This window comes from Campylobacter sp. BCW_6464 (assembly GCF_001762775.1).
In the GTDB taxonomy this organism is placed as follows: domain Bacteria; phylum Campylobacterota; class Campylobacteria; order Campylobacterales; family Campylobacteraceae; genus Campylobacter_D; species Campylobacter_D jejuni.
Map to the genome: position 1 here is coordinate 16,409 of NZ_MJXM01000045.1, position 24,816 is coordinate 41,224.

At 30.2% G+C, this 24,816-nt stretch carries 30 protein-coding genes; 12 read left to right on the forward strand and 18 right to left on the reverse strand.

Features of this window, described 5'->3' with window-relative positions; all coding sequences use genetic code 11:
* Positions 1–219 precede the first annotated feature (219 nt).
* Entirely contained in the window at positions 220–432 is a 213-nt protein-coding gene (locus AJ885_RS03850) for a hypothetical protein (protein ID WP_002862290.1), read from the reverse strand.
* Positions 433–792: 360 nt separating this feature from the next.
* On the opposite strand from AJ885_RS03850, the gene AJ885_RS03855 reads away from it, so the two are divergent.
* From AJ885_RS03855 to map, 6 genes are all read left to right on the forward strand, one after another.
* Entirely contained in the window at positions 793–975 is a 183-nt protein-coding gene (locus AJ885_RS03855) for a YjfB family protein (protein WP_002856010.1), read from the forward strand.
* Positions 976–1,116: 141 nt separating this feature from the next.
* Positions 1,117–2,265 (forward strand): Na+/H+ antiporter NhaA, encoded by a 1,149-nt coding sequence (nhaA, locus tag AJ885_RS03860; protein ID WP_032603391.1) that lies wholly within the window; start codon positions 1,117–1,119, stop codon positions 2,263–2,265.
* Complete coding sequence (gene nhaA / locus AJ885_RS03865; protein ID WP_070239897.1) at positions 2,262–3,431, forward strand: Na+/H+ antiporter NhaA; 1,170 nt, start codon at positions 2,262–2,264, stop codon at positions 3,429–3,431. Before nhaA (AJ885_RS03860) ends, nhaA (AJ885_RS03865) begins: the two co-directional genes overlap by 4 nt.
* A gap of 8 nt (positions 3,432–3,439) precedes the next feature.
* Entirely contained in the window at positions 3,440–3,901 is a 462-nt protein-coding gene (locus AJ885_RS03870) for a C40 family peptidase (protein ID WP_002862288.1), read from the forward strand.
* A gap of 1 nt (position 3,902) precedes the next feature.
* The gene (murI, locus tag AJ885_RS03875; protein ID WP_002871264.1) at positions 3,903–4,646 is read left to right on the forward strand and encodes a glutamate racemase; all 744 of its coding nucleotides are present in this window, start codon (positions 3,903–3,905) and stop codon (positions 4,644–4,646) included.
* A 9-nt stretch (positions 4,647–4,655) separates the two neighbouring features.
* The gene (gene map, locus AJ885_RS03880) at positions 4,656–5,414 is read left to right on the forward strand and encodes a type I methionyl aminopeptidase (protein WP_002856112.1); all 759 of its coding nucleotides are present in this window, start codon (positions 4,656–4,658) and stop codon (positions 5,412–5,414) included.
* Between the two features lie 370 nt (positions 5,415–5,784).
* Here the strand turns inward: map and AJ885_RS03885 are convergent, their stop codons facing one another.
* From AJ885_RS03885 to dnaG, 13 genes are all read right to left on the reverse strand, one after another.
* Complete coding sequence (locus AJ885_RS03885; protein WP_070209901.1) at positions 5,785–6,285, reverse strand: flagellar FLiS export co-chaperone; 501 nt, start codon at positions 6,283–6,285, stop codon at positions 5,785–5,787.
* Positions 6,286–6,340: 55 nt separating this feature from the next.
* On the reverse strand, positions 6,341–6,940 hold the full coding sequence (locus AJ885_RS03890; RefSeq protein ID WP_002862285.1) for an ABC-type transport auxiliary lipoprotein family protein: 600 nt from the start codon (positions 6,938–6,940) through the stop codon (positions 6,341–6,343).
* Complete coding sequence (locus tag AJ885_RS03895) at positions 6,940–7,830, reverse strand: MlaD family protein (protein WP_002862284.1); 891 nt, start codon at positions 7,828–7,830, stop codon at positions 6,940–6,942. The genes AJ885_RS03890 and AJ885_RS03895 overlap by 1 nt, the downstream gene beginning before the upstream one ends.
* A gap of 2 nt (positions 7,831–7,832) precedes the next feature.
* Positions 7,833–8,555, reverse strand: a complete 723-nt coding sequence (locus tag AJ885_RS03900) for an ABC transporter ATP-binding protein (protein WP_002862283.1) — start codon at positions 8,553–8,555, stop codon at positions 7,833–7,835.
* Positions 8,556–9,665 carry an ABC transporter permease gene (locus tag AJ885_RS03905; RefSeq protein ID WP_070274059.1) on the reverse strand — a complete coding sequence of 370 codons (1,110 nt, stop codon included), beginning with the start codon at positions 9,663–9,665 and terminating at the stop codon, positions 8,556–8,558.
* A 1-nt stretch (position 9,666) separates the two neighbouring features.
* Entirely contained in the window at positions 9,667–11,565 is a 1,899-nt protein-coding gene (gene tkt / locus AJ885_RS03910; protein ID WP_044779896.1) for a transketolase, read from the reverse strand.
* A 9-nt stretch (positions 11,566–11,574) separates the two neighbouring features.
* Positions 11,575–12,420, reverse strand: coding sequence for a polyprenyl synthetase family protein (locus tag AJ885_RS03915; RefSeq protein WP_002883129.1), 846 nt, complete (start codon positions 12,418–12,420; stop codon positions 11,575–11,577).
* Complete coding sequence (locus AJ885_RS03920) at positions 12,417–13,511, reverse strand: PDZ domain-containing protein (protein WP_002862279.1); 1,095 nt, start codon at positions 13,509–13,511, stop codon at positions 12,417–12,419. Before AJ885_RS03920 ends, AJ885_RS03915 begins: the two co-directional genes overlap by 4 nt.
* Entirely contained in the window at positions 13,508–13,819 is a 312-nt protein-coding gene (locus tag AJ885_RS03925) for a YbaB/EbfC family nucleoid-associated protein (protein WP_002851172.1), read from the reverse strand. The genes AJ885_RS03920 and AJ885_RS03925 overlap by 4 nt, the downstream gene beginning before the upstream one ends.
* Positions 13,820–13,822: 3 nt before the next feature.
* Positions 13,823–15,106: a UDP-N-acetylmuramoyl-L-alanyl-D-glutamate--2,6-diaminopimelate ligase gene (locus AJ885_RS03930; RefSeq protein WP_002862278.1), complete on the reverse strand. Its 1,284-nt coding sequence runs from the start codon at positions 15,104–15,106 to the stop codon at positions 13,823–13,825.
* Positions 15,090–15,641 carry a hypothetical protein gene (locus AJ885_RS03935; protein WP_002855727.1) on the reverse strand — a complete coding sequence of 184 codons (552 nt, stop codon included), beginning with the start codon at positions 15,639–15,641 and terminating at the stop codon, positions 15,090–15,092. Before AJ885_RS03935 ends, AJ885_RS03930 begins: the two co-directional genes overlap by 17 nt.
* The gene (locus AJ885_RS03940) at positions 15,628–15,900 is read right to left on the reverse strand and encodes a NifU family protein (RefSeq protein WP_002866611.1); all 273 of its coding nucleotides are present in this window, start codon (positions 15,898–15,900) and stop codon (positions 15,628–15,630) included. Before AJ885_RS03940 ends, AJ885_RS03935 begins: the two co-directional genes overlap by 14 nt.
* 81 nt (positions 15,901–15,981) lie before the next feature.
* Complete coding sequence (gene dnaG / locus AJ885_RS03945; RefSeq protein ID WP_070274060.1) at positions 15,982–17,799, reverse strand: DNA primase; 1,818 nt, start codon at positions 17,797–17,799, stop codon at positions 15,982–15,984.
* Between the two features lie 69 nt (positions 17,800–17,868).
* On the opposite strand from dnaG, the gene AJ885_RS03950 reads away from it, so the two are divergent.
* The 4 genes from AJ885_RS03950 to aroC are packed head-to-tail and all read left to right on the forward strand — an operon-like array spanning position 17,869 to position 21,031.
* Entirely contained in the window at positions 17,869–18,855 is a 987-nt protein-coding gene (locus tag AJ885_RS03950; RefSeq protein ID WP_044779894.1) for a hypothetical protein, read from the forward strand.
* Entirely contained in the window at positions 18,842–19,282 is a 441-nt protein-coding gene (rnhA, locus tag AJ885_RS03955) for a ribonuclease HI (RefSeq protein WP_002851277.1), read from the forward strand. Before AJ885_RS03950 ends, rnhA begins: the two co-directional genes overlap by 14 nt.
* Complete coding sequence (gene rnc / locus AJ885_RS03960) at positions 19,269–19,943, forward strand: ribonuclease III (RefSeq protein ID WP_002862275.1); 675 nt, start codon at positions 19,269–19,271, stop codon at positions 19,941–19,943. The genes rnhA and rnc overlap by 14 nt, the downstream gene beginning before the upstream one ends.
* Complete coding sequence (gene aroC / locus AJ885_RS03965) at positions 19,943–21,031, forward strand: chorismate synthase (protein ID WP_002862274.1); 1,089 nt, start codon at positions 19,943–19,945, stop codon at positions 21,029–21,031. The genes rnc and aroC overlap by 1 nt, the downstream gene beginning before the upstream one ends.
* 84 nt (positions 21,032–21,115) lie before the next feature.
* Here aroC and AJ885_RS03970 read toward each other — a convergent pair whose 3' ends face one another.
* Positions 21,116–22,099: an MnmA/TRMU family protein gene (locus AJ885_RS03970; RefSeq protein ID WP_070280769.1), complete on the reverse strand. Its 984-nt coding sequence runs from the start codon at positions 22,097–22,099 to the stop codon at positions 21,116–21,118.
* A 94-nt stretch (positions 22,100–22,193) separates the two neighbouring features.
* Here AJ885_RS03970 and AJ885_RS03975 point away from each other — a divergent pair, with 94 nt between their 5' ends.
* Both AJ885_RS03975 and AJ885_RS03980 read left to right on the forward strand, forming a co-directional pair.
* Positions 22,194–22,355, forward strand: coding sequence for a hypothetical protein (locus tag AJ885_RS03975; RefSeq protein WP_002778908.1), 162 nt, complete (start codon positions 22,194–22,196; stop codon positions 22,353–22,355).
* Between the two features lie 3 nt (positions 22,356–22,358).
* On the forward strand, positions 22,359–23,228 hold the full coding sequence (locus AJ885_RS03980) for a hypothetical protein (protein WP_002862272.1): 870 nt from the start codon (positions 22,359–22,361) through the stop codon (positions 23,226–23,228).
* A 12-nt stretch (positions 23,229–23,240) separates the two neighbouring features.
* Here AJ885_RS03980 and AJ885_RS03985 read toward each other — a convergent pair whose 3' ends face one another.
* From AJ885_RS03985 to exbB, 3 genes are read right to left on the reverse strand one after another with little or no spacing between them, the layout of a single operon-like run.
* Positions 23,241–23,924 (reverse strand): energy transducer TonB, encoded by a 684-nt coding sequence (locus AJ885_RS03985; RefSeq protein WP_002862271.1) that lies wholly within the window; start codon positions 23,922–23,924, stop codon positions 23,241–23,243.
* Positions 23,921–24,310 (reverse strand): TonB system transport protein ExbD, encoded by a 390-nt coding sequence (gene exbD / locus AJ885_RS03990; protein ID WP_002851470.1) that lies wholly within the window; start codon positions 24,308–24,310, stop codon positions 23,921–23,923. The genes AJ885_RS03985 and exbD overlap by 4 nt, the downstream gene beginning before the upstream one ends.
* Entirely contained in the window at positions 24,303–24,728 is a 426-nt protein-coding gene (gene exbB / locus AJ885_RS03995; protein ID WP_002851166.1) for a TonB-system energizer ExbB, read from the reverse strand. The genes exbD and exbB overlap by 8 nt, the downstream gene beginning before the upstream one ends.
* Positions 24,729–24,816 lie beyond the last annotated feature (88 nt).

Below are 24,816 nucleotides of genomic sequence, written 5' to 3' on the forward strand. Positions count from 1 at the left end.
TTAAGATATATTTTAATAAATTTTTAAATATATCTTATTTTTGTGATTTAATATGGGTTGTTTTTAAGTATCGCAAGGCTTTCTTCTAAGCTATGCACTTTGGGATATTGTTTTTGTATTTTTAATTTTTCATTTTTTAGTGTTTTAAAAGCTTAATAAAAATCAAAAAATCATTTATTGCGTATTCTTTAAGGAGATATAGCTATAGTATATTTTAGACTAAGCAGATATATCCAAAAGTTTATCTTTTTTGTTGGTATCTGTGTTTGTAGAATCGCTATTGTCTTTATTTACTTCTTCTTTCTCAGCTTCAGCTTCTACTTTCTCTTTTTTTTCTTGAGATTTTAAAGAAAAATCTATAGTTTGCCTATTTACTTCACTTTTGCCAAAATTTGTGGTATCCATAACGCCACAAGGTGTTACCAGTATCATTTCATTAACCTCTTAGTTTACAATGTTTACTAAACTTAAGATATTTTTTTCATTTTTTTCTTAAGTTGTAATTTTTGATTATATTATAAATCGTATAAAATAAGATAAAACTTAAATTTATTGAAATAAATTTTTATCCATTTAATTCACTTTTAAAAGTACCAACCATTTATATTTTGCTTATTGTTTCATAGTGTAAAAATTTTTAAAATAGGATTTTATCTTAAAAAATTTATGATTTTTAATTTCAGATATTGGTTTCCTTGAAAAATTTTAAAAAGTTTAGTAAAAAATATTAAGTTTTAAAAATATCATCCGATTTAAATAAAGTCTTAAGACTCAATCTAAAAGGAGGATGATATGGTTTCAGATGTTTCTATGGGTAATGCTAATTTAATGACTGCTGTTAATACTTCAGTTTTGAAAAAATCTATGGACACAAACGAGGCATTGATGAATGAACTCATCGAAGGTATGGAAGGTGTCTCTCAAGCCTCCGCTCCACAAGTTTCTAGCTCTAGTGGTTTGGATATTTACGCTTAAATATCTTAAGAACAAGCTTAAGAACTTGTTGGTATCTTGAGCTTGTTTTTTTAAATAATTATTTCTTTAGTATTTTTTCGTTATAATTTTGCCATTTTATTTATCGTATTAAATTTTTATAATATTTATTTAGGAGCAAGGATGCAAATGATAAAGAAGATGGTTTTAAGTGAAACTTTCCCTGGTATTTTGCTTATATTTTTTACATTTTTAGCCTTATTATGTAAAAATTCTTCTTTAAGTGTTATTTATACAGATTTTTTTCATGCTAATTTTACAGTAGGATTTGATCATTTTCAAATTTCAAAGTCGTTGGATTTATGGATAAATGATGGTTTGATAGCTATATTTTTTCTATGTATAGGGCTTGAGTTAAAATATGAAATTTTACGCGGACAGCTTAAAAATATAAGAGCTGTGTCTTTACCTATATTTGGAGCTTTTGGGGGTATGATTACTCCTGCTTTAATTTTTGCTACTATTAATTATTCCCATGATTTTGCTATGAAAGGTTGGGCAATACCTACAGCAACTGATATAGCTTTTGCAGTAGGCATTTTGATGCTTTTAGGAAATAAAATTCCTACAAGTTTAAAGCTTTTTTTACTTTCTTTAGCTATTTTTGATGATTTGGGCGCTATTGTTATTATTGCTTTATTTTATACAGATCAGCTTTCAGCTTTGGCGATTATTATTTGTTTGTTTTGTATATTTGCTCTGCTTTTGTTAAATTATTATCACATCACCCATCTTTCTTTGTATGTGTTAGTAGGTGTTGTATTGTGGATAGCTATGCTTAAAAGTGGAGTACATGCGACTTTGGCTGGTGTGATTATTTCTTTATTTATACCGCTTGATACAAAAAATAAAAAACCTTATTTGCATGAAGTTCTTAAGGATTTAAATCCTTGGGTGGTTTATTTTATCTTGCCTTTATTTGCTTTTGCTAATGCTGGGATTGATATCAGAGATATGCATCTTGGTTCAGTATTTTCACCTGTAAGCCTTGGAATTATTCTAGGATTATTTTTAGGAAAGCAACTAGGTGTTTTTACTTTTTGTTTTATTGCTATCAAACTTAAGCTTGCAAAACTACCTGAAAATATTAAATATGGAAAATTTTATGGTATATGTATTTTAACAGGCATTGGTTTTACGATGAGCTTATTTATTGATGGTTTGGCCTATAAAAATAGTGATATTTTTGAACATGCGGATAAACTTGCTATTTTAATAGCTAGTTTTTTAAGTGCCATTGTTGGTTTTATTTATCTTAAGATTGTTAAATGAATAATATAGTACATAAATTAAAAACTTTAGTTTTAAATGAGGCTTTTGGTGGTGTTTTACTTATAGTTTGTACTTTGCTTGCTTTGCTTGTGCAAAATGGATCTTTTAGCGAACATTATCGAGAATTTCTAAATTTAAAAGTCGGATTTAGTGTAGGTGAATTTGAGCTTAATAAACCTTTTTTGCTTTGGATAAATGATGGGCTTATATCTATATTTTTCTTTGCTATAGGGCTTGAGCTTAAGAAGGAATTTTTGCATGGGGATTTTAAAAATCCTAAAAATATTGTTTTACCTTTTATGGCTGCTTTAGGGGGTATACTTATACCTGCGATGTTGTTTGCTTTGGTAAATATAGGAGATGCTTATACTTTAAAAGGTTGGGCTATACCTACAGCTACAGATACAGCGTTTGCTTTAGCGATTTTAATGATGTGTGGTAAGCATATTCCATCAAGTTTAAAAATTTTCTTACTTTCTTTGGCTATTTTTGATGATGTGGGTGCTATTTTAATTATAGCTATTTTTTATACGACAAAATTATCAATAGTTGCTTTTGTCGTTGCAGGAATTGCTATTTTGGTAATGCTTGTTTTAAATATTTTAGGAATAACAAGAAAGTCTTTTTATTTTATTTGCTCAGTTATTCTTTGGATTAGTGTTTTAAAAAGTGGTGTGCATGCAACTTTGGCTGGAATCATAACAGCATTTTTTATACCGATGCAAACTAAAAATGGAGAAGCATTTTTAGAAGAAATTTATGAAAGTCTAAAATTTTGGCTCGCTTTTGTTATCTTGCCTTTATTTGCTTTTGCTAACGCTGGGGTAAATTTATCCAATATCGACATAGGAGCAATTTTTTCAGGTGTAAGTATAGGTATTTTCTTGGGGCTTTTTGTGGGTAAACAAGTGGGTGTATTTTTGTTTTCTTATTTGGCAATCCGCTTTAAATTTGCAGCCTTGCCCCAAGGTTCAAATTTGAAACAACTTTATGGGGTTTGTATACTTACAGGTATTGGTTTTACAATGAGTTTGTTTATCGATGGCTTGGCGTATGAAGTCAGTGATATTTTTAATTATGCAGATAATTTAGCTATTCTTATAGCTTCATTTTGTTCTGGGATTTGGGGTTTTATTTATCTTAAATTCTTTGCTACTCGATCTTAAGGGGACTGATGAGGCATATTTTTTTCATCATCACGATTGTATTCTTTATAAGTGGATGTAGTTTTTATCAGAATTTAAACTATACTCGTCCGATTTATAATACAAATAAAGAAACAAAACTTAAGACTATAGCAAATGAATGGAAAAAAACTCCTTATGTTTTAGGTGGAACTACTAAAAAAGGTGCTGATTGTTCAGGATTTACGCAGAGTGCATTAGCTCAGCTTAATATACGCATACCTCGCACTACAAAAACTCAATTAGGTTCTGGGAGAAAAGTTTCTAAATCAAAATTGCAAACAGGAGATTTGGTATTTTTTAAGACAGGTAGAGGGCCAAATGGTATGCATGTTGGTATTTATACGAGCAAGGGAAAATTTATACATTTATCTACTAAAGGTGGAGTAAAAGAAGTCGAGTTAAATAGTTCTTATTGGAAGGCTCGTTATATAGGAGCAAGAAGGTATTAAAGTGAAAATAGGTGTATTTGATAGCGGAGTAGGGGGGCTTAGTGTTTTAAAATCTCTTTATGAAGCTAGACTTTTTGATGAAATTATCTATTATGGAGATACCGCAAGAGTTCCTTACGGGGTAAAAGATAAAGATACTATTATCAAGTTCTGTCTTGAAGCATTGGAATTTTTTGAACAATTTCAAATTGATATGCTTATCATTGCATGTAATACTGCTAGTGCTTATGCTTTAGATGCTTTAAAAGCAAAAGCACATTTTCCAGTATATGGCGTAATTGATGCAGGGGTTGAAGCAACGATAAAAGCTTTACATGATAAAAATAAAGAAATTTTAGTCATTGCAACAAAAGCAACCATTAAATCAGAAGAATACCAAAAGCGTTTATTATCTCAAGGATATACAAATATAAATGCTTTAGCTACAGGGCTTTTTGTGCCTATGGTTGAAGAAGGTATTTTTGAAGGAGATTTTTTGCAAAGTGCTATGGAGTATTATTTTAAAAATATCACAACTCCAGATGCTTTGATACTCGCTTGTACTCATTTCCCTTTACTAGGTCGTTCTTTAAGTAAGTATTTTGGCGATAAAACAAAATTAATTCATTCAGGAGATGCTATAGTTGAATTTCTTAAAGAAAGAGAAAATATAGATTTGAAAAATCATAAAGCAAGATTGCATTTTTATGCTTCAAGCGATGTTGAATCTTTAAAAAATACTGCTAAAATTTGGCTAAATTTATAAGGAAACAAAATGATAGAATTGAAAAAACCAGATGAAATAGAAAAATTAAGAATAGCAAATCAAATTGTAGCAAAAACTTTAAATTTTTTAGAGAATGAAATTAAAATAGGAATGAGTTTAAAACAAATTGATAAAATGGCAGAAGATTATATTTTAAGCCTTGGTGCCAAGCCATCATTTAAGGGGCTTTATGGTTTTCCAGGTGCCATTTGTACATCTTTAAATCAAGTTTGTATCCATGGAATTCCAGATGATAAAATTATCAAAGAGGGTGATATTTTAGGTCTTGATGTGGGAAGTTTGATTGATGGGTATTATGGGGATGCAGCAAGAACTATTGCTATAGGAGAAGTTTCACCCACTGATAAAGCTTTAATCTCTTGTGCTAAAGACGCGTTATATCATGCTATAGATATTATTCATGATGGAATGCGTTTTAAGGAACTTTCAGCTGCTTTAGGCGAATTTATCCATGCAAGAGGTTTTGTCCCGCTTCGTGGATATTGTGGACATGGTATAGGACGAAAGCCCCATGGAGAGCCTGAAATTTTAAATTATTTAGAAAAAGGTGCGAGTGCAAAAAGTGGCCCTAAAATTAAAAATGGAATGGTGTTTTGCATAGAGCCTATGATATGCCAAAAAGATGGAACACCAAAACATTATAATGGAAAATGGGATGCTGGAAGTATTGATGGGCTTAATGCGGCTCATTATGAACATTGTGTTGCTGTGATTAATGGGCGTGCTGAAATTCTTTCTATGATATGATATTAAATTATAAAAATAATATTTTTTTCTTAAAATCCTAAAAATTTAAAATTTTTTAAATAATATTGTAGTAATATTCTTTAATAATTTAAGTTACTAAATAATATTTTTATCATATATTAAGTGTTATTAGAATAAAGTGTCACATCGTATTAAACTAAAACATAAATATGGTTTAGATAATTTAATAATTTTTATTAAATTATCTAAATATTTATTTTAGTTTAAAGAGATCTTTTAAGATCTCGTTTGGGTTAGGCTATTTCCCTCCCCCTTTTTATTCGTAGCCTAACTCTCTTTTAGAGTTTGGAAAATCTCTTTAAGCTAAAATATATTATATTTGCTTAAAGAGAACAAATGATTACTATTCTTATTTAAATAAATTTTTAAAATCCATTGTAGAGTTATAAATTCCAGCATTATCCACAGTTTCGCCCATGGTGATTGCGGTTGCTAACTCTGATAGAATGATTTTTATTTCATCTCTTTTATCTTGTATATAGGCTAATACACCTTCGTAATTACTTGTTTGAAGAATTAAAAGTGGATTAGCAATTTCAAATTCAAAAAGTTTTTTACCAACATAAACATTGAAAATATTTCCAAAAAGGGCTATTCCCATGAAAGAGCAGTTTTGTATAAGTTGTGATGCTGTGGCATCAAGAGTTCTTTTTTGCATATCATCTGAATTTTCATCTATTCTTTCTAGAATGCTTTTTTCTATTTTTTTTAAAGACATATCAAGTACTTGAAGTGCTCCTATAAAATCATTTGCATCATTGATTTGAGAGCAAATTTGATTTGCTTTAAATTCATTCACGCTTTGAATTTCGCCTAAGTGTTTTTTAAATATATCTAAATCACTTTTCATTGTTTACCTTTCAAAAATATTGCTAAATATTTAAAAAGCAAAAAGTGTTCCTAAATTAGGATAAATTAGAATTTACCCAAAAAACAATCTCATTTCCAATTTTATTTAAGGCTTTTTGAAAAGCATTATAAGTAGAGCGGATATCTTTTTTTTCTATTTTTTCTTTAGTATTGAAAATTTTATGAGCTATTATTTGATTGTTTTCAAGATTTATGAAATTTACGCTTATAGAAATTTGAGCGTAGTTTTCATTGTTGTTAAGAATTTGTTCAAAAGAGTTAATCCTGCTTTCAAGGGCATAATCCGCATTTAAAGAGCTTGTTGAAGAAAGTAAGGTTGTAAAAATATTGCTTTGTTCAAATTTTGATAAAATTAAAAAAGAATAAAGATTGCTTGGTAAGTCTCCCCAGAAATAATGTGCGTATTTGTTGCTAAAACCATTATCTATATAAACAATAGCTCGCGAGTTTAAATACCAAGGTGCATTTGCATTGCGAATTTTAAGAATTTTACCGGTTTTTTTAAAAAAAATATTTGAGTCTATTCCTTCATCTTTTAATATGATATTTTCATTTTTATTGATGGTTTCGTGTCTTAAAGAGCATCCGCATAATATAAAAATAAAAGTCAAAATATAGAATAATTGCTTTAGCATTATTTTTCTCCTGGTCCTAGTTTAGGTTTAGTTTCTTTAAAAATCAAATCAGCAGGGCTGTTTTGTAAATTTTCTATTAGAATATTGCTTTCAATTAAAATTCGTTTAAAAAGCTCTAAATTTTGCATCAAAGATGCTTTAATATCATCATAAGTGTTTAATTTTTCATCAGCTTTTTTTATGAAATTTTTTAAAATCATCGTGCTTTCTTTTATGTCTTTAAGACTGGAGTTGAAATTTTGCGCACTAAGGCTTATATTATCAGCCATTTTTCCTATTTTTAAACTTGTGTTTGAAAGATTAAGGCTTAAATTTTTAGAATTAGCATTTAAATTTGCACTTAATTCTGCTAGATTTTGCAAAAAGATTTCTAGATTTTTAAGATTTTTTTCGCTTAAAAGTTCTTTTGATTTATCATCGGCCGTTTTAACCAAAGAAAAAATATGTTCACTTTGTCTGTCTATGGTTGCTAAAAAACTTTCTTTAAAAGGAATGACTGGAAGTTTTCCCTGTATAGATACTAAATCTTTGCTATTTTTGCTTCCGCCTTGAAGTTGGACAAATTTAAGCCCTGTGATACCTTGAAGTTGCAAAGTAGCAAAGGTGTCTTCTTTTATAGGGGTATTGTTTTTGACCTTAATGCGTATGTTAACGCCGAGTTCATCTTGATTGTAAATGCTGATTTCTTCTACGCTACCTACTTCCACGCCCAAAAGCCTTACGGGTGCTTTTATGCCAAGTCCTGCAACGGATTCTTGCGTGTGAATTTCATAATACTTAAAACTTTCTTCTTTAGAGTATCCACCAAGCCAAAGTATGAAACCAAGACTTGCAAAAAACACTCCAAAAACAAAAAGTCCTACAAAAAAATAATTTGCTCTATTTTCCACTTTTACTCCATAAATCTTTTAAAAAGTCGTTCATTTTGCAGGCGTAATTCTTCATAAGTACCGCAAAATCCAACTTTTTTATTTTCTAAAATGATAAAGCGATCGAGTAAATTTTTCATACTTTCTTTATCATGTGTAACCAAAATGATATTTAAATCAAAACTTTTTTTTAATTCTAAAACCAAATCGTCAAATTCGCGACTACTATGAGGGTCAAGTCCTGAGGTAGGTTCATCTAAAAAAAGTAACTTACTATCAAGTGCTAAAGCTCTAGCAATTGCCACTCTTTTTTGCATACCACCACTAAGTTCGCTTGGAAATTGTTTTAAAACACTTTCGTTTAAACCTACCATTTTTAGCTTCATTAAAACCAGTTCTTGTATGCTATTTTCATCTAAATGAGTGTATTCTTTTAAAGGAATGGCTATATTTTCATAAACATTAAAAAAGCTAAAAAGTGCAGCAAACTGAAAAACCACACCCCATTTTTTACGCAAAGCAAGTGCATCTTCTTCGTTGATATTTTTAAGTTTATAGCCTAAAATTTCATATTCTCCACCATCAAAATGTTCAAGCATAAGCATTTGTTTTAAAAGGACGGATTTTCCACTTCCACTACCTCCTAAAATACCAAAAATTTCGTTTTTTTTGATTTCAAAACTTACGCCATCATGGACGATTTTTTCTCCAAATTTTGTAATGATATTTTGTGCTTTAATAACCATTTAAATTCCTGCAGAAGTTAGAATAACAGAGAATAAAGCATCAAAAGCTATCACCCAAAAAATAGCATTTACAACGCTTTTTGTGGTATAAATTCCTATGCTTTGTGTAGTGTTTTTTACCTCAAAACCACGAAAACAAGCAATAAGCCCTATTAAAAATCCAAAAATAGGTGCTTTTACAAGTCCTATAAAGATATGTTTTATATCTACAGCTTCTCTAAAGCGTCTTAAAAATTCGGCAATTGAAATATCAAGATTTAATTTTGCAACCATCATTCCACCTATAATACTGATTGCATCGCTAATGGCAACGATTAAAGGCATAGCCACTACCAAAGCCATAACACGTGGAATAATAATAAATTCAAAAGAACGAAAACCCATAGTATTCATAGCTGCAATTTCATCAGTGATTTTCATCACTCCAATTTGTGCGGTATAAGAGCTTGCACTTCTTCCTGCGATCACTATGGCAGCGATTAAAGGTGCAAGTTCTCTAGTGGCTGAAATTCCCATCAAATCCACTATGAAAATATTGGCTCCAAATTGTGCGAGTTGATAAGCGGCCTGATAGGCTAAAACCACTCCTACTAAAAGAGCAGTTAAAATAACTATAGGCAAGGCTTTAAAAGCAGAATTTTCTATATGATATAAAAAAGCAATAAAGCGAAAATTTTTAGGATTTTTAAGGCATAAAAAAAGACTTGTGAAAAAAGCTCCTGTGAAATTGATGAATTTTCTTAAAATTTTTAAAAGTTCTAAACTTAATTTTCCAAGATCGATAAAGTATTCACTGAAATTTTTATGTGATTTTTTTGTTTTGCTTAATCTTTGGTAGTTTTTTTCACAAAGTTCAAAAAGGGTTTGAAAGCGTGAATTTAAGCCTTCTTTGGTGATTTTAATATTTTTATCTTTAAGGTCATTTTCCAAAGCAAGGAAAAATCTCACTCCAGCGGTATCGATTGCTTTTAGATCTTTAAAATCAAAAATCACTTCCTTGCTTTGAATCAAAGCTAAAAAATCTTTTATTTTTAACTTATAAATACTTGTTTTATCCCAAATTCCAAAGATAAAAAGAGTGTTATTTTGAAATTTGAAATTTGTATTCATTTTATTTGCTAAGGATAAAATTTACAAGCTTTGAAACGCTAAAGCCAAAGTGTTCAAACACATCTTTGTCTTTGCCACTTTCTCCAAAACTTTCTATGCCATACACTTTATGGCAAAATTTATAAAGTTCATTAGAATGTGCTGCTTCAACACCTATAACTTCACCTTTTAACAATCTTTCTTGATAAGCTTTATCTTGTTTTTCAAAAAGTTCAAAACAAGGCATGGAAACAACATTACAAGCAAAACCTTGTTTTTCAAGTTCGTTTGCACTTTCTAGACAAAGCCAAACTTCGCTTCCGCTCGCTAAAAGTGTAAATTTAGCATCTTTGCTTTCTTCAAGTAAATATGCTCCGTTTTTTACATCTCCAAAAACGGGTTCATTTAGAGCTTTGAGTTTTTGGCGTGAAAGCACAAAAGCACTTGGAATACCTGCATTTAGGGCTATTTGCCAAGCTTTGACATTTTCCACTCCATCAGCAGGTCTAAAGGTTAAAAAATTTGGCATAGCCCTAAAAGTGCTAAGTTGTTCTATAGGTTGGTGTGTTGGTCCATCTTCGCCCACACCTATGCTATCGTGTGTGAAAATGAAAAAATGTTTGATTTTCATTAGAGCCGCTATTCTTGCAGCAGGTTTTAAGTACTCGCTAAAGATGAAAAAAGTTGCCGAAAATGGTAAGAAAATTCCATATCTTGCAAAAGCATTGTTAATCGCTGCCATAGCGTGTTCTCTGATACCAAAATGGATATTTTTACCTTCTACAAAGTCTCCCATGCCGTGAAGTTCTGTTTTATTTGAAGGGCCTAAATCCGCACTTCCACCTAAAAATCCTTCTAAATTTTTAGCTAAAATATTTAAAATTTCACCATTGCTATCTCTTGTAGCAAGATCTTTTCCTTTAAAATCAGGATAAGCTATCTTGCTAAAATCAGGATTTAATAACCTTTCTAAAAGTTCTTTTTTACCACTTTTTTCAAGCTTATCTTTCCATTTTGCTTCTTCTAAATCCCCAAGTTCTACAGCACTTTCAAAGCGGATTTTGCTTGCTTGTGGGATATGAAAACTGATATTTGGATCAAAACCTGCTTGTGCTTTGGCTTTTTTAATCACTTCTTCGCCCAAAGGTGCACCATGGCTTTTATGACTGCCTTCAAGCTCTCCTGCACCCTTTGCTATAGTTGTTTTTGCGATGATAAGACAAGGTTTTGTGGATTTTTTAGCTTGTTCTAAGGCTTTATTGATTTCTTCGTAATTGTGTCCATTTATACTTAAAACTTCAAATCCTTGTGCTTCAAAACGCATTTTTACATTTTCGTTAAAGGCTAAACCTACATCGCCTTCTATGGAGATATTGTTGCTATCGTAAATAAGTATGAAATTATCAAGCTTGTGAAGTCCTGCTAAAGAACAAGCTTCATAAGAAATGCCTTCTTGCAAATCTCCATCTCCGCAAAGACAATAAATTTTATGATCGATTAAATCACTACCTAGTAAATTTTGTGCTTTTTTTGCCGCCATAGCAAAGCCTACAGCATTGGCAACGCCTTGTCCTAAAGGGCCTGTAGCAATCTCTACTCCAAGAGTTGAAATTTCAGGGTGTCCTGGGGTTTTAGAATGAAGTTGGCGGAAATTTTTAAGATCTTCTAGGCTTAAATCATAGCCACTTAAATGTAAAAAACTATAAAGTAAAGCACTTGCATGTCCACCTGAAAATACAAGTCTATCACGGTTTAGCCAAGTTGGATTTTTGGGATTGTGTTTTAAATGATAACTTAAAACACTTAAAATATCTGCTAAGCCCAAAGGTGCACCTGGGTGTCCTGAGTTTGCTTTTTGCACCATATCGGCACTTAAAAATCTTAGAGTATTTGCCTGTTCTTGTAAAATTTGAATGTCCATTTTTTGCCTTTATAAGTATTGAATTATTAAATTTTGTATCATTTGTGCGAGTTTTTCATTAAGTTTTTCTAAATCTTGTTCGCATTCACTAAGAAGATTTTCTTTTGTTTTTATGGCTTGTTCAAGTCCAAGCAAATTGACAAAAGAATTTTTATGAATATCGTTATTAGTAGGCTTTCCGCTTTGTTCTTGACTTGTAGTTACATCGATAATATCATCATTGATTTGAAAAATCAGTCCTAGTTTTAAACCAAGTTTGTAAATTTGATTGCTTTCTTCGTTGTTAAGTTCGCAAATTTCACAACCCATTTTTAAAGCTGCAGCGATCAATTTTGCGGTTTTATGTGTGTGTAAAAACTCAAGTTCATTTAAACTCAGTCTTTTGTCTTCAAAAAAACAATCAATAGCTTGTCCTATAACCATTCCATTAAGTCCTGCATTAAAGGCAAGGGTTTTGATGAGTTTGATTTTGATTTCATCTTTTAAATGAGCATGACTTAGAACTAAAAAAGCTTCAGTATTTAAAGCATCGCCAACTAAGATGGCTGTAGTTTCATCGTAGCTTTTGTGTAAGGTTGGAATTCCTCGTCTAAAATCCGCATTATCCATAGCGGGTAAATCATCGTGTATGAGTGAATAAGTATGGATAAATTCCAAAGCTAAAGCCACATCTAAAGCTTGATTTAAAAGTTCAGGTTTATTGCTTTGTACTACGCTTAAAAGCAATTGTGCGCGAAAATGCTTTCCTCCCGCTTTTAGCATAAGGGCTAAAGCTTCATTAAAAAAAGGATGAAAGCTTTCAACTTTAGGTAGATTTTTTTCTAAGTGATGGATAAAAAGTTCTTTTAAATTCACTTAGTAAGCCTTATGAAAAATTGAAATTTACCATCGCCACCTGAGTTGGCATTTCCGCCTAGTTCATTGTTGAAATTTGATAAAGGTAATTTAGTACTTTTGCGTTCAATTAAGATGCTAAAGTCATTACCAGCACTTAAAATATTTTGTAATTCTTTAAAATTATTTAAAATAATATTATTAACGCGTAAAATTTTATCTCCTACCATAAATCCTGCATTTGATGCTTTTGATTTTGGATCTATTTTGGTTACAACAAGACTAGTATTAACCGTTAAACCAAGATTGCTTGTGAAATTTGTAATTTTTGGTTTTGGTTTAGAATCAGGAAGGTTAAATTTGCTTAAATCTTTTGCAAAAACTTCAGTAGAAATATTTAAATCCATATTATCACGCAATACTTGAAAATAAAGAGTGCTTCCGCGATCTGCAAAAAGAATTTTTTCATTGAGTTTTCTTAAATCATTGGCGGGTAAGCCATCAACACTTATAACTTGATCGTTGATTAAAAATTGTGGATTTTTTCTTACATTGTTAACATAAATTTTATTTTCTCGAACAACAAAATCAACGCCAATATCCCCCCAATAAACATCGTTATATTTCATAAAATGTTTTAAATAGCGATTGCCTATAAAAGAGCTATTATTTAAAGCAATCCCCATCATTTCACAGCATGGAGTCCCTAAAAGTCCTATTTTAGAATTAAAATCAAGTTGATCTTTTTCATCAATATTTTGAGCTAAATACTTAATATGCCCTATATAAGGTTTATTAGGATCCCAAATTCCAACCCAATCATTACGAGTAAGTTTTTCTTCATCACCCATAGGAGTAGGGATTAGGCTAAAGTCAGTTCTTACAAGATATAAATTTAAAAATGGATCGTATTTTACATATTTGTTAAGCTTAGTATTAGGCTGTTTTAACACAGCAAGTAAATTTTCACTGAGTGCAAAAGCTGGCATTCCTTCATAGTTGAGCATGCTTGCCTTATTTCTTTCATAACCTGCTAAAAAATCTTCAAATTTAGGTCTTTCTATACCAAAAGACAAAGTAAAAAGCATGCAAATAATTAAAATTTTTTTCATAATTTCATACCTCCAAAACCGCCTAAAACATCATTCGCCATACTTGAGCGATTTTGCGCAACCATGGCTAAAACATCATTAATCGCAGAAATAAGTAAAATTTGCAAGGACTCTTTATCTTCAAGTAAAGAATCATCAATGCTAACATCGATAATCTCGCCTTTTCCATTAGCGCTTACTTTAACAAGTCCTGCTCCACTTTTGGCGCTAAATTCACGATTTGCAAGTTCTAGTTCTATATTTTTTGCTTTTTCTTGAACTTGATTTAAAAGTTCACCCATTTTAGAAAAATCCATATTTTCAAACATTGATTATCCTTGATTTTTTAAAATTTCATTAACAACTACTTTATCACTAAAAGGATATTTTATCCCTTTAATTTCTTGAGTAGTTTCATCACCTTTGCCTAAAATAACGACTAAATCGTCATTTTCTTTTAGTTCTAAAGCTTTTTTTATGGCTTCTTTTCTATCTTCTATCGTTAAAACTTTTTCTTTTTTAGCAAAGCCTGATAAAATTTCTTCCATGATGGTTTTTGGTTCTTCGCTGCGTGGATTATCACTTGTAATGATAGCAATTTTTGCAAAATGTTCGACGATTTTTCCCATTAAAGGGCGTTTGGTTTTATCTCTATCTCCACCTGCTCCAAAAACAACGATGAGTTTTTTATTTTTAAGAGTGTCAAGCACTTTTTCAATGCCATCAGGCGTATGAGCAAAATCCACAATCACACCTTTTGCTACTTGTTCTACCCTGCCACAAACTCCGCCAAATCCACTGATAGCTTTTTCCAAATCTTTTAAATCAGGCTTTACAAGTTCATTCACACAAGCACTAGCAACTAGAAGATTGTAAAGATTAAAAAGTCCTAGTAAGGGCGAGTCTATGTGAAAAGTTTGATTTTTATTTGTTACAATAGCACTAATGCCTTCTTCTAAAGAATAGGCTTTGATTTGATATAAAGCAGGATTTTCTATGCCGTAAGTAAAAGCGTTACGCACATTAAATTTAATAGCCAAAGCATCTTTGTTGATAAATTTTAAACTCTCATCTGTAAAAAAAAGTTCTTTTGCTTCTTTGTAATTTTCAAAAGTACCGTGAAAATCTAAATGATCTTGAGTGATATTGGTAAAAATTTTAGCAGCAAAATTTAAGCCTTCGATACGGTTTTGAACGAGTGCGTGTGAGCTTACTTCCATGATGAAAAAATCACATTTTTTTTGAGTGGCTATTTGTAGGTACTCTAAGGTTTTAAGAATAGGGGAGGTGGTTAAGGATTTTTCATCAATTTGTTCATCGTTGATAAAAGCTCCTCTTGTCCCGCAAAGCCCGCATTTATAACCTAAATCCAATAAGATAGAATAAATCGCTGCTGCGGTTGTGGTTTTACCATTGGTTCCTGTGATTCCTATGATTTGAATCTTTTCATCGATTTTTAAAAGTTTTTTACATTCATTTACATCAATGATTTTTGCACCTTTTTCTAAGGCTTGAGCGTGAAATTTAGCATTTTGTGTGGTTTGTAAAAAAAAGCATTCTTTTTCACACTCTAAGGTATTATCTGTAATGAATGAATTTTCAAGTTTTAATTTCACTTTTAAATCCTATGAGTTTTTCTTGGAGTTTGATAAATCTATCATTTGCCCAAAAATGAGGCATAACATTTTCTATATAATTTAAAGTCATATCTTTATAGCCATTATCAAGTAATTTTTCCAAAAAATCTAAAAAATCATCACGATTATCAATAACTAACTTAGTGCTGTTAATGATATTTTCAAAACTTTTTTGAAAACCAAGTTCTTCTTCGCTTTTTAAAAAATCTTGATAATTTAACGCATGCCCATCTTCAAATTCGTTTTCCTGTTTGTTTTCTTGTTTTTTAAATTCAATCGTACTTAAAATTTCTTCTAAGTCTTTATCAATGCTAGAGATTTTGTAATGTTCTATATAAAAATCAAAAAGTAAAGAAGCTTCTTTAGGAGATTTTAAAGCAAGATCACAAAGGCAGATAAAATTTAGCAAGCGTTTATTTTTGCGTTTTTCATAAGCCATAGAAAAATACATTTTTGCAGTTTTAAAATCTTTCTTGTAAAAATGTTCAATTCCAAGTTTTTTATAATTTTGCAAATTCGTCTGCTCCGCCGTTTAAATTGATTATAGTGATTTCTGGATGAATATCAATCTTAAGTTGCCTTTCAAGACCGTATTTTAGTGTCGTTCCACTTGATGCACAACCTTTGCAAGCTCCTATTAAATGGACATAAACAACCCCATTTTTAATCCCTAAAAATTCAAGCCCTCCGCCATCACGTTCAAGCATAGGCAAGCTCTTTTCTAAACTTGCTTTAACAGGATTTATAAGCTCTTCATCACTAAAAGGCATCATAATTTATCCTTAAAAATTTTTATATACTTTAGCGTGATTGTGTTTAAAAAAAGGTAAATTAAGGCTTGAAATTTAAATAAATTAAAAAGGTTCGTCATTATCTTGTGCGCTAAATCCTAAATCATAAGCTGTAAAGTTTTTGTTACTAAAAATTCCATTTAAGTTTCTAAATGATTGTTGCAGAATTTCTTCGTTTTTTTCATATTTTAAGAAGCTTAAATATTCTTTTAAAAAATTATTTAATTCTTCGGTATTTAAATTTTTAATTAAAAGATTTAAATTTTTATCAATAAGCGTAAAAAGTTGTTTTTTTAATGCGAGTGTAGAATTTTTAATTTTTACATTGTTTAAAAAAGCTAAATTAACCTTGCAAATACCTAACAAGAATTCGCTATAGTTTAAATTTTTTCGAATATTTTTACTTTCAAATTCTCTAATATCACTATCTTCATAACCTTTTTTTTCTAAAATTTTATCCAATAAAATTTTATGCTTAAAACAAACACTATCACTAATTTGCTTAAAATCGTTACATATATCTGGATGCTGTTTTAAAAAAGCTATAAGTTCTAATTCTGCAATGTGAATTTTTTCTTTAGGAAAATTGTATTTATTTTGAGAAATTAAAGGGGTTTGTATGGTTTTTTTTGAATTTTGTGATAAGACGATAAATTTTTCATCCACTTTTAATAAATTTGAAACTAGACTAGTGTAAGAATTTGCCACTAAAGGTTCAAGATTAAAGGTGAATTTTTGTATAGTTTCTAAAGCTTTTTGTTTGTCAAGAGCAGAAATTATGGAATGAGTGGATATTAAGCGTCTGATATAAAATTCACCAAGCTCTATTCCTTCATCGAGTATATTATGGAGTTTTGTGCTTTCATTTTTTGCTACGAGCTCAGCGGGATCTTTTCCGCCTTGTAAAATTGCCACTTTACCGTCTATTTTGTTTGTGCTTAATAAAAATGCAGATCGTGTCGCAGCTTTTAATCCTGCTTCATCATTGTCAAAACATAAAATCACTTTTGCATCATAACGGCGGATTAAAGGTAGATGATGTTCGGTTAATGCTGTTCCAAGAACTGCTACAGCATTGTTAAACCCTGCTTTGTGAAAAGCTATTGCATCCATGTAGCCTTCACATACTATTATTTCTTTTTTTTTGGCTATATTTTCTTTAGCGATGTTAAAAGCATAAAAAATTCTACTTTTATCAAAAAGTATATTTTGGGGTGAATTTACATATTTTGCCGGTGCATTGGGATTTAAAGTACGCCCTCCAAACCCTACTAATAAGTCTTTATGATCGTAGATTGGAAAGGTGATACGCCATATAAAACTTGCGTAAAATTCATTATTTTCATCTTTTTTTAAAGCTCCAACACTCATAGCATCTTCTAAAGGAATTTTTTGATTTTGCAATAATCTTATACTATCTTCACTTGCTCCTGCAAAACCTAATTCGAATTTGGCTATATCTTTGTCATTTAAAGCTCTTTGGTAAAGATAGGTTAAAACTTCTTTGTGGTGTTTGAGATTATCTTTAAAATACGCATTTAAGCTTGGTAGTATAGATTTTAGCTCTTTTTTATTTTCTTGTTTTTCTTTTGTATAGCTCAAAGTAAAATTACTAAGGCTTGCAACTTTTTCAACTGCATCGGCAAAACTTAATTTTTCATAATCCATTACAAATTTAAAAGCATCTCCACCAGCCTTGCAAGCAAAACAATGATAAAAACCTTTGGTAGGATTGATATGCATAGACGGGTTTTTATCTGCATGGAAAGGACAGATACATACAAAACTAGAGCCTTGTTTTTTTACTTCAATATAATTTTCTATAACATCAACAATATTAAGTCTTTGGGATAAATTTTCTATACTTTCTTTAGTTATCATTTTACAAACCTTGTTAAAATTATACAAAGATTTGGCTATAATTTGGCATAAAATTTTTAGAGCGAGACTATGGATTTTTTCTTTGTAGAATACAGAGACCCTTTAGTAGGGCTTATAATTTTAACCATTTTAGTATTTGTTGTAGCTGTTGCAAATTATATTTGGAAAATATTTGCTAACAAAGATGAAGAACAAAAGCTTGAAAAATTTATAAAAAAATTTGAAATGGATAACGCTCATAAAGAGTTGTTAAGAAATAGTAGCTTGAGTTTTGGAAATTTAAGTTTTTTGGCCGAAATTTTTACTAAAAGCGGAGAATTTGAAAAAGCAACTCAAATTTATTTGATTGCTCTTGAAAAATGTAAAGATAAACAAGAAAGAGAATTTATTTTCCTTTCTTTGGCAAAAGTTTATTTTAAAGCAGGATTTTTAGAGCGTGCAAAAGAAGTTTTATTACAAGTTTTAAAACTGCGTCCAAGAAATATACAAGCCTTAAAACTTTTAAAAATTGTTTATTTAAAACTTCGTTCTTATAAAGAAAATTTAGAACTTTTAGAATGTCTTTTTGAGCTTAATGAAGATGTACAAAAAGAGCATGATTTTATCAAAGCTTTAGAACTTTGTACTTTTAATATCACTGATGAAGAAAAAAAGAAAAAACTTTTAGAATTTAAAATAGAAGATAATCCTATGTTAGGGCGTTTAGTTTTTGAAAAATATCATATGTTTTTAGGGCAAAATTTTTTTGATATTTGTGATTTGCTTTATAGAGAAAATGAAGCGTTTAATTTAGAAAATCAAGATTTTTTAGAATTCTTTTATGCTTTGGGCAAAATTTCAAAGCATGATGATACACATCAGTTTGTTTTTAAAAATTCTAATTTTAAAATGTTAAAAATTTTAAAAGATAATTCTTTTAATGCGGGGTTAGAATTTTCATATCGTTGTTCTGAGTGTAAAAATGTTATGCCTTTATTTTTTTATCACTGTCCTATTTGTTATGAGTTTAATACTTGTACAATTATTTATGAAGTGAAAAACAATGAAACACATTGAAATTTATACAGACGGTTCATGTCTTAATAATCCAGGTTTTGGCGGATGGGCTTATATTTTGCGTTATAAGGAGTATCAAAAGGAAGGTTTTGGAGCTGAGGCTAATACCACTAACAATAGAATGGAGCTAATGGCAATTATTGAATCTTTGAAGGCTTTAAAAGAGCCTTGTGAAATTTCGCTTTTTACAGATTCTAACCTAATGGTTCAAAGTATTAATGAATGGCTAGAAGGATGGATAAAAAAGGATTTTAAAGGTAAAAAAAATATAGATTTATGGAAGGAATATATTAAAGTGGCAAAATCTCATAAGATTAAGGCTTTTTGGGTAAAAGCACATAATGGACATTTGGAAAATGAAAGATGTGATACATTGGCGCGTGAAGCTGCTTTGAAAATTGCAAGGGAAAATGATGAAAAACATTGAAAAACTAGAGCAGAGTTTAACTTATGAATTTAAAGATAAAAATCTTCTTATACATGCTTTAACCCATAAAAGTTTTAAAAAATCTTACAACAACGAACGCTTGGAATTTTTAGGTGATGCCGTGCTTGATTTAGTTGTGGGTGAATACCTTTTTCATAAATTCGCCAAAGATGCCGAAGGAGATTTATCTAAGCTTAGAGCGGCTTTAGTGAATGAAAAGTCTTTTGCAAAAATTGCAAATAGTTTAAATTTGGGCGATTTTATTTTTATGAGTGTTGCTGAGGAAAACAATGGAGGAAAAGAAAAGCCTTCTATACTTTCAGATGCGTTAGAAGCCATTATAGGTGCTATACATTTAGAAGCTGGGTTTGAGTTTGCAAAAACTATTGCTTTAAGGCTTATAGAAAAAAATTTCCCTCAAATTGATGCAAAAATTCTTATAAAAGATTATAAAACAAAATTACAAGAGATTACACAAGGAAAAATCGGACAAACTCCGCAGTATGAAACAGTGCGTGCTTTTGGTCCTGATCATTTAAAGCAATTTGAAATCGCTTTAATGCTTGATGGTAAAGAACTTGCAAGAGCTATTGCGGGAAGCAAAAAAGAAGCACAACAAATGGCAGCAAAAATTGCACTTGAGAAATTAGGAGCTTTATAGTGAATACCTTTGGTACGAGATTGAAATTTACAAGTTTTGGTGAGTCTCATGGTGTGGCTGTTGGATGTATTATTGATGGAGTGCCTGCTGGAGTTAAATTTGATGAAGAATTTTTACAAAATGAGCTTGATAAACGCAAAGGCGGAAGTAAATTTGCAACACCAAGAAAAGAAAGCGATAAAGCTCAGGTTTTAAGTGGAGTTTTTGAAGGATATACAACGGGTCATCCTATAGCTATAGTAGTTTTTAATGAAAATGCTCATTCTAAGGATTATGATAATTTAAAAGATCTATTTCGTCCTGCTCATGCGGATTTTGCTTATTTTTATAAATATGGCATAAGAGATCATAGGGGTGGAGGTAGATCAAGCGCTAGAGAAAGTGTTGCTAGAGTGGCTGGTGGTGCAGTTGCAGCGATGCTTTTGTGTGAATTTGGCATTTGTGTTCAAAGTGGTGTTTTTGGAATAGGAACTTTTGTATCAAATTTGAAAGAAGAAGAATTTGATTTTGAATTTGCTAAGAAAAGTGAAATTTTTTGCCTTGATCCAAAACTAGAAAGTGACTTTAAAAATGAAATTTTAAATGCTAGAAATTCAAAAGATAGTGTAGGCGCTGCTGTTTTTACAAAAGTTAGTGGTATGCTTGTGGGACTTGGAGAAGTTCTTTATGATAAGTTAGACTCTAAATTAGCTCATGCTTTAATGGGAATTAATGCTGTTAAAGCAGTTGAAATAGGCGAAGGTATTAATGCAAGCAAAATGCGCGGATCGTGTAATAATGATGCTTTAAAAGATGGCAAGTTTTTAAGCAATCATAGTGGAGGAATTTTAGGAGGAATTTCAAATGGAGAAAATCTTATTTTAAAAACTTATTTTAAACCTACTCCTTCTATTTTTGCCAAGCAAGAAAGTATAGATAAATTTGGCAATAATTTGGAATTTGAACTCAAAGGTAGGCATGATCCTTGTGTAGGTGTTAGAGGAAGTGTTGTAGCTAGTGCTATGGTGCGTTTGGTTTTGGCTGATTGTTTGCTTTTGAATGCGAGTGCGAATTTAAACAATTTAAAAAATGCTTATGGATTAAAATAAAAAAGCCCATTTTCATGGGCTTGATTGCAATATTTTGAAAAGATTCAAATACTATATCGCTTGTTTTGCTAAATACTTTATACTTTAACTAATAAAAAATTGATTAATATCAGCCTTATTTTCAAAAGCTATACTTGCATAAGCTTGATTTTTAAATTTAAGTTCATGGCTTTTTCCTACTTCGTGTTTAGTATAGGTAAGGGCTATTTTTAAGGCAAGTTCTAAGTCTTTTTCTGAAATTTTTTCATCTACCAAAGAGTAAGCTCCGATTAAATCTCCAAGTTCTATTACTTCATATTTAGGAGTTTTTAAACCTTTTAAAAGAGTATTTTCAAGTTCATTTCTACCTATGATCATTTTAGCTCCATTGGGTAATCTTAAATGACGACCATATTTTAAAAGTTGTGCGTCATTAACCTGCATATCTTTGTCAAATTCTATGAAATCTCGAATTTTTTTAGCAAAACTATCAAGAGTTAGCAAACAACCTCCACCTGGGCTTTCAAAGTCTTCTAAGCCAAATTTAGCTGCAAGTTCAAGTTGTCTTTTACGACTTCTTCCACTAATACCTTCGAGTTTTTCTCTATCTACCCAACCTTCTCTTTCAGGTTTGGTTAGAGGTAGGTTTTTTGCACACATAGGACGCAAGATTAAATCTTCTTCATCAAGAGCAAGTTTTTTAACCTTTGCCATCGCATCACTTCTTTGACTCATAGGGCGTTGTCCTAAAACTTCTCCTGTGATGATAAAGCTTGCATTTTCTTCTTTTAACATAGCAAGAGCAGTTTTAAACATAAAAGCATGACAATCTATACAAGGATTAAAATGTTTGCCATAGCCATATTGTGGATTAAAAAGCACTTCTTGAAGATAGGAATTTCTTACATCTATCATTTCAAAATCTGCACCTACCATTGCCGCACGCTTTTTCATGATTTCGCTTTTGTCACTTGTGCTTCCAAAACCTATGTTGATATTTAGAGCTTTAACTTCTATGCCTTGTGCAGTGATGAGTTTCATTGCAAGCATACTATCAAGCCCACCGCTAAAAAGAGCTAATGCTTTCATTGATTCCTTTCTGAGATTATAAAATTTTTTAAGATTTTGTCGATTATAAAAGGTATAATTTTAACTAAAAAATCTTTAAAATAAGGATTGGAAAATGTTAAAAATAATTTTGGTTTTAAGCATTTTGAGTTCTTTTGCTTTTGCAAATTCTTGTGCTAACTACGAGCAAGAACTTAAAAAGTGTAATTCTTTAAAAAATTCACATGAGAGAAAAATGTGTCGTTTAGGTTTATTTGCAAAATGTAAAAAAGGATAAATAATGAAAATCGATACTTCTACTAGTTTAACTCATTCTTTAACTAATAATGTTGATAAAAAAGAGCTTAGCGTATTAAAAAAAGAAGATCAAGATAAAATTCCCGTGCAAGATCTTTCGAGTTTAAATAGCGATGGTGTTAAGGTTGTTTTTGAAAATAAGCAAGGTGAACTTATAGCTTTAAATTTAAGCGATGAAAATTATAGTAGTTTACAAAAAAATTTCAGTTCTTATACGAATTATGTTGCTAGAAATGATGGTAGTATAAGGCTTAATGGCGAAGCAAACCAATTTGTTTCAAATTGGTTTGAAAGTGTAAAAGATAATTTTGGTTCTTTAAATTCAAATTTAAATAACAAACAACAAAGTGTAAAATTAAATTTTAATACAAGCACCCTTCAACAAAGTATGCAAAATTTAGGCTTTAAAACAAGCGATGAAAAAATATCTGATGATGCAAATATAGAAGAAAAATTAAATTTTTTTATTGATAAAGATGTAAATAAAGATGGTAAAGTTGATGATAGTGATGTTAAAGAGCCTAGCATGAGAGAAATTTTAAGCGACATTAAAGAAGCATCAGGTGGTGGAGCTAATGCTATGAAAACCATAGATCCGCAAAAAATCAATAAAAAAGATGATAAGGAAAATAATATCAAAGAAAAAGAAGACGAAGATTTACTTCAAAAAGCCCAAGAAAAAGGTTTAAGTGCTTTAAGTGCTGATGAGCAGGCAAAGCTTGAGGCTAGCAATCCTGAAGAATTTGAAAAACTGAAGCAAAAATCTTTACAAGAATTAAGTCAGAATTTAAGTAAAGATTTTCAAAATAAAATTGAAAATCAAGAAACACAAATTGTAGATAAGAGAGTGTAGCAAATTATAATTTTACCCTCTTAAGATTTTAAAATCATATATAATAGGTAGTGTAATTCTTAAATCCCCGTTATAGTGTGGAAAATTTAAAGAAGCTTTTTTTATGCTTTCTAAAGCACTTTTATCTAACAAATCATATCCTGAGCTTTCTATGATTTTTAAATCTGTTAAAGTTTTATTTTCTTTCCATAAAAATTCTACTTTTACAGTTCCTTGCATACGCATTTTTTTTGCTTGCCTTGGATAAAATTGTGCTTGTTGTATAGCTTTTTGGATTTCTTTTAATACAGGGTGATTATCTTTTCCTTGTGTTAATTGGGTGATTTTAGGTTTGACATTTGTATCAGTTGTTTTTGTAAAAGTTTTAACTTCTTGAGTTGGTGCTATTGGGATTTTATTTGGTATTGGATGTGAAGGTGTTTTTTTTATCTTTTTTTGCATTTTTTCAGGAGTTTTTTTAATAACTTTTGGCTGAGGTTTTGGTTTGATAGGTTCTATAATGGATTCTGTTGGTTTAGTCTCATTTGTTGGATTAGTTTGGGTAAACTGTTTTATTGCTAAAGAAAAAGAATCTTCATTTTTAATTTCCATTTTAAAAAAGTCATTTGAGTGAAAAATGACAAAAAGCAAAGGTATAAAGACTATAAAAGTTATATAAGAAGCTTGGTATTTATGATTTAAAAATAAAGTTTTCATTTGTTTTTCTCAGTAAGAATTTGAAAATTTTCATGTTCTTTGGCTTTTAAAAAATCTATAATTTTTACAAAGCTTTCAAATTTAGCATTTTTATCGCTTTTTAGTTCTACTATGGTTTTTTTATCAAGTGAAAAAATAGCATTTTGAACTTCATTTAAATCAGCTAATTTATCATTTAAATAAAAAGTATTTTTTTCGTCTATGGTTATAAGAAGTTTTTTTTCATTATTACTTATATTGGTAGCATTTTCACTTGAAGGAAGTGAGATTTGAATTTTTCCATGCGCAATAAAGGTTGAAATACTAAGTACTATAGCAAGCAAAACAAGCATAATGTCTATAAATGGAACTATATTTAAACCTTCATTTTTTGGTAGTTTAAGCATTTTTATTTGCCTTATAAGCATTGCTTAAGAGGGAAACTTTTCTAAGTAAGGCATTATAAGCCATTAAAGCAGGAATAGCAACCAAAAGTCCCAAGGCTGTAGCTTTAAGAGCTAAAGAAAGTCCTACGACTATAGATTTGACATCTATATTGCCCGCTAAGCCCATTTCGTAAAATGTAACCATGATGCCTATTACAGTGCCTAAAAGTCCTATATAAGGGGCATTGGAATAGATGATATATATAGTGGTTAAATTTTCACTAATCGCATCATCAAATTGCTCTTGATTCTCATAATTTTTAAAGTTAATTTTTCTAAAAAATAGCATTCTTTCTACAACACACCAAAAAGCTATAAATGCCATAATTCCTAGAATTAAAAAGATAATTAAATCGATGTAATCTTTTAGAAATTCCACATTTTTCTCCAAAAATATACTTACTAAATTTTAGAAGATTATACTATATAAAAAATAAATTTATAATTAATATCAATTATCATAATTT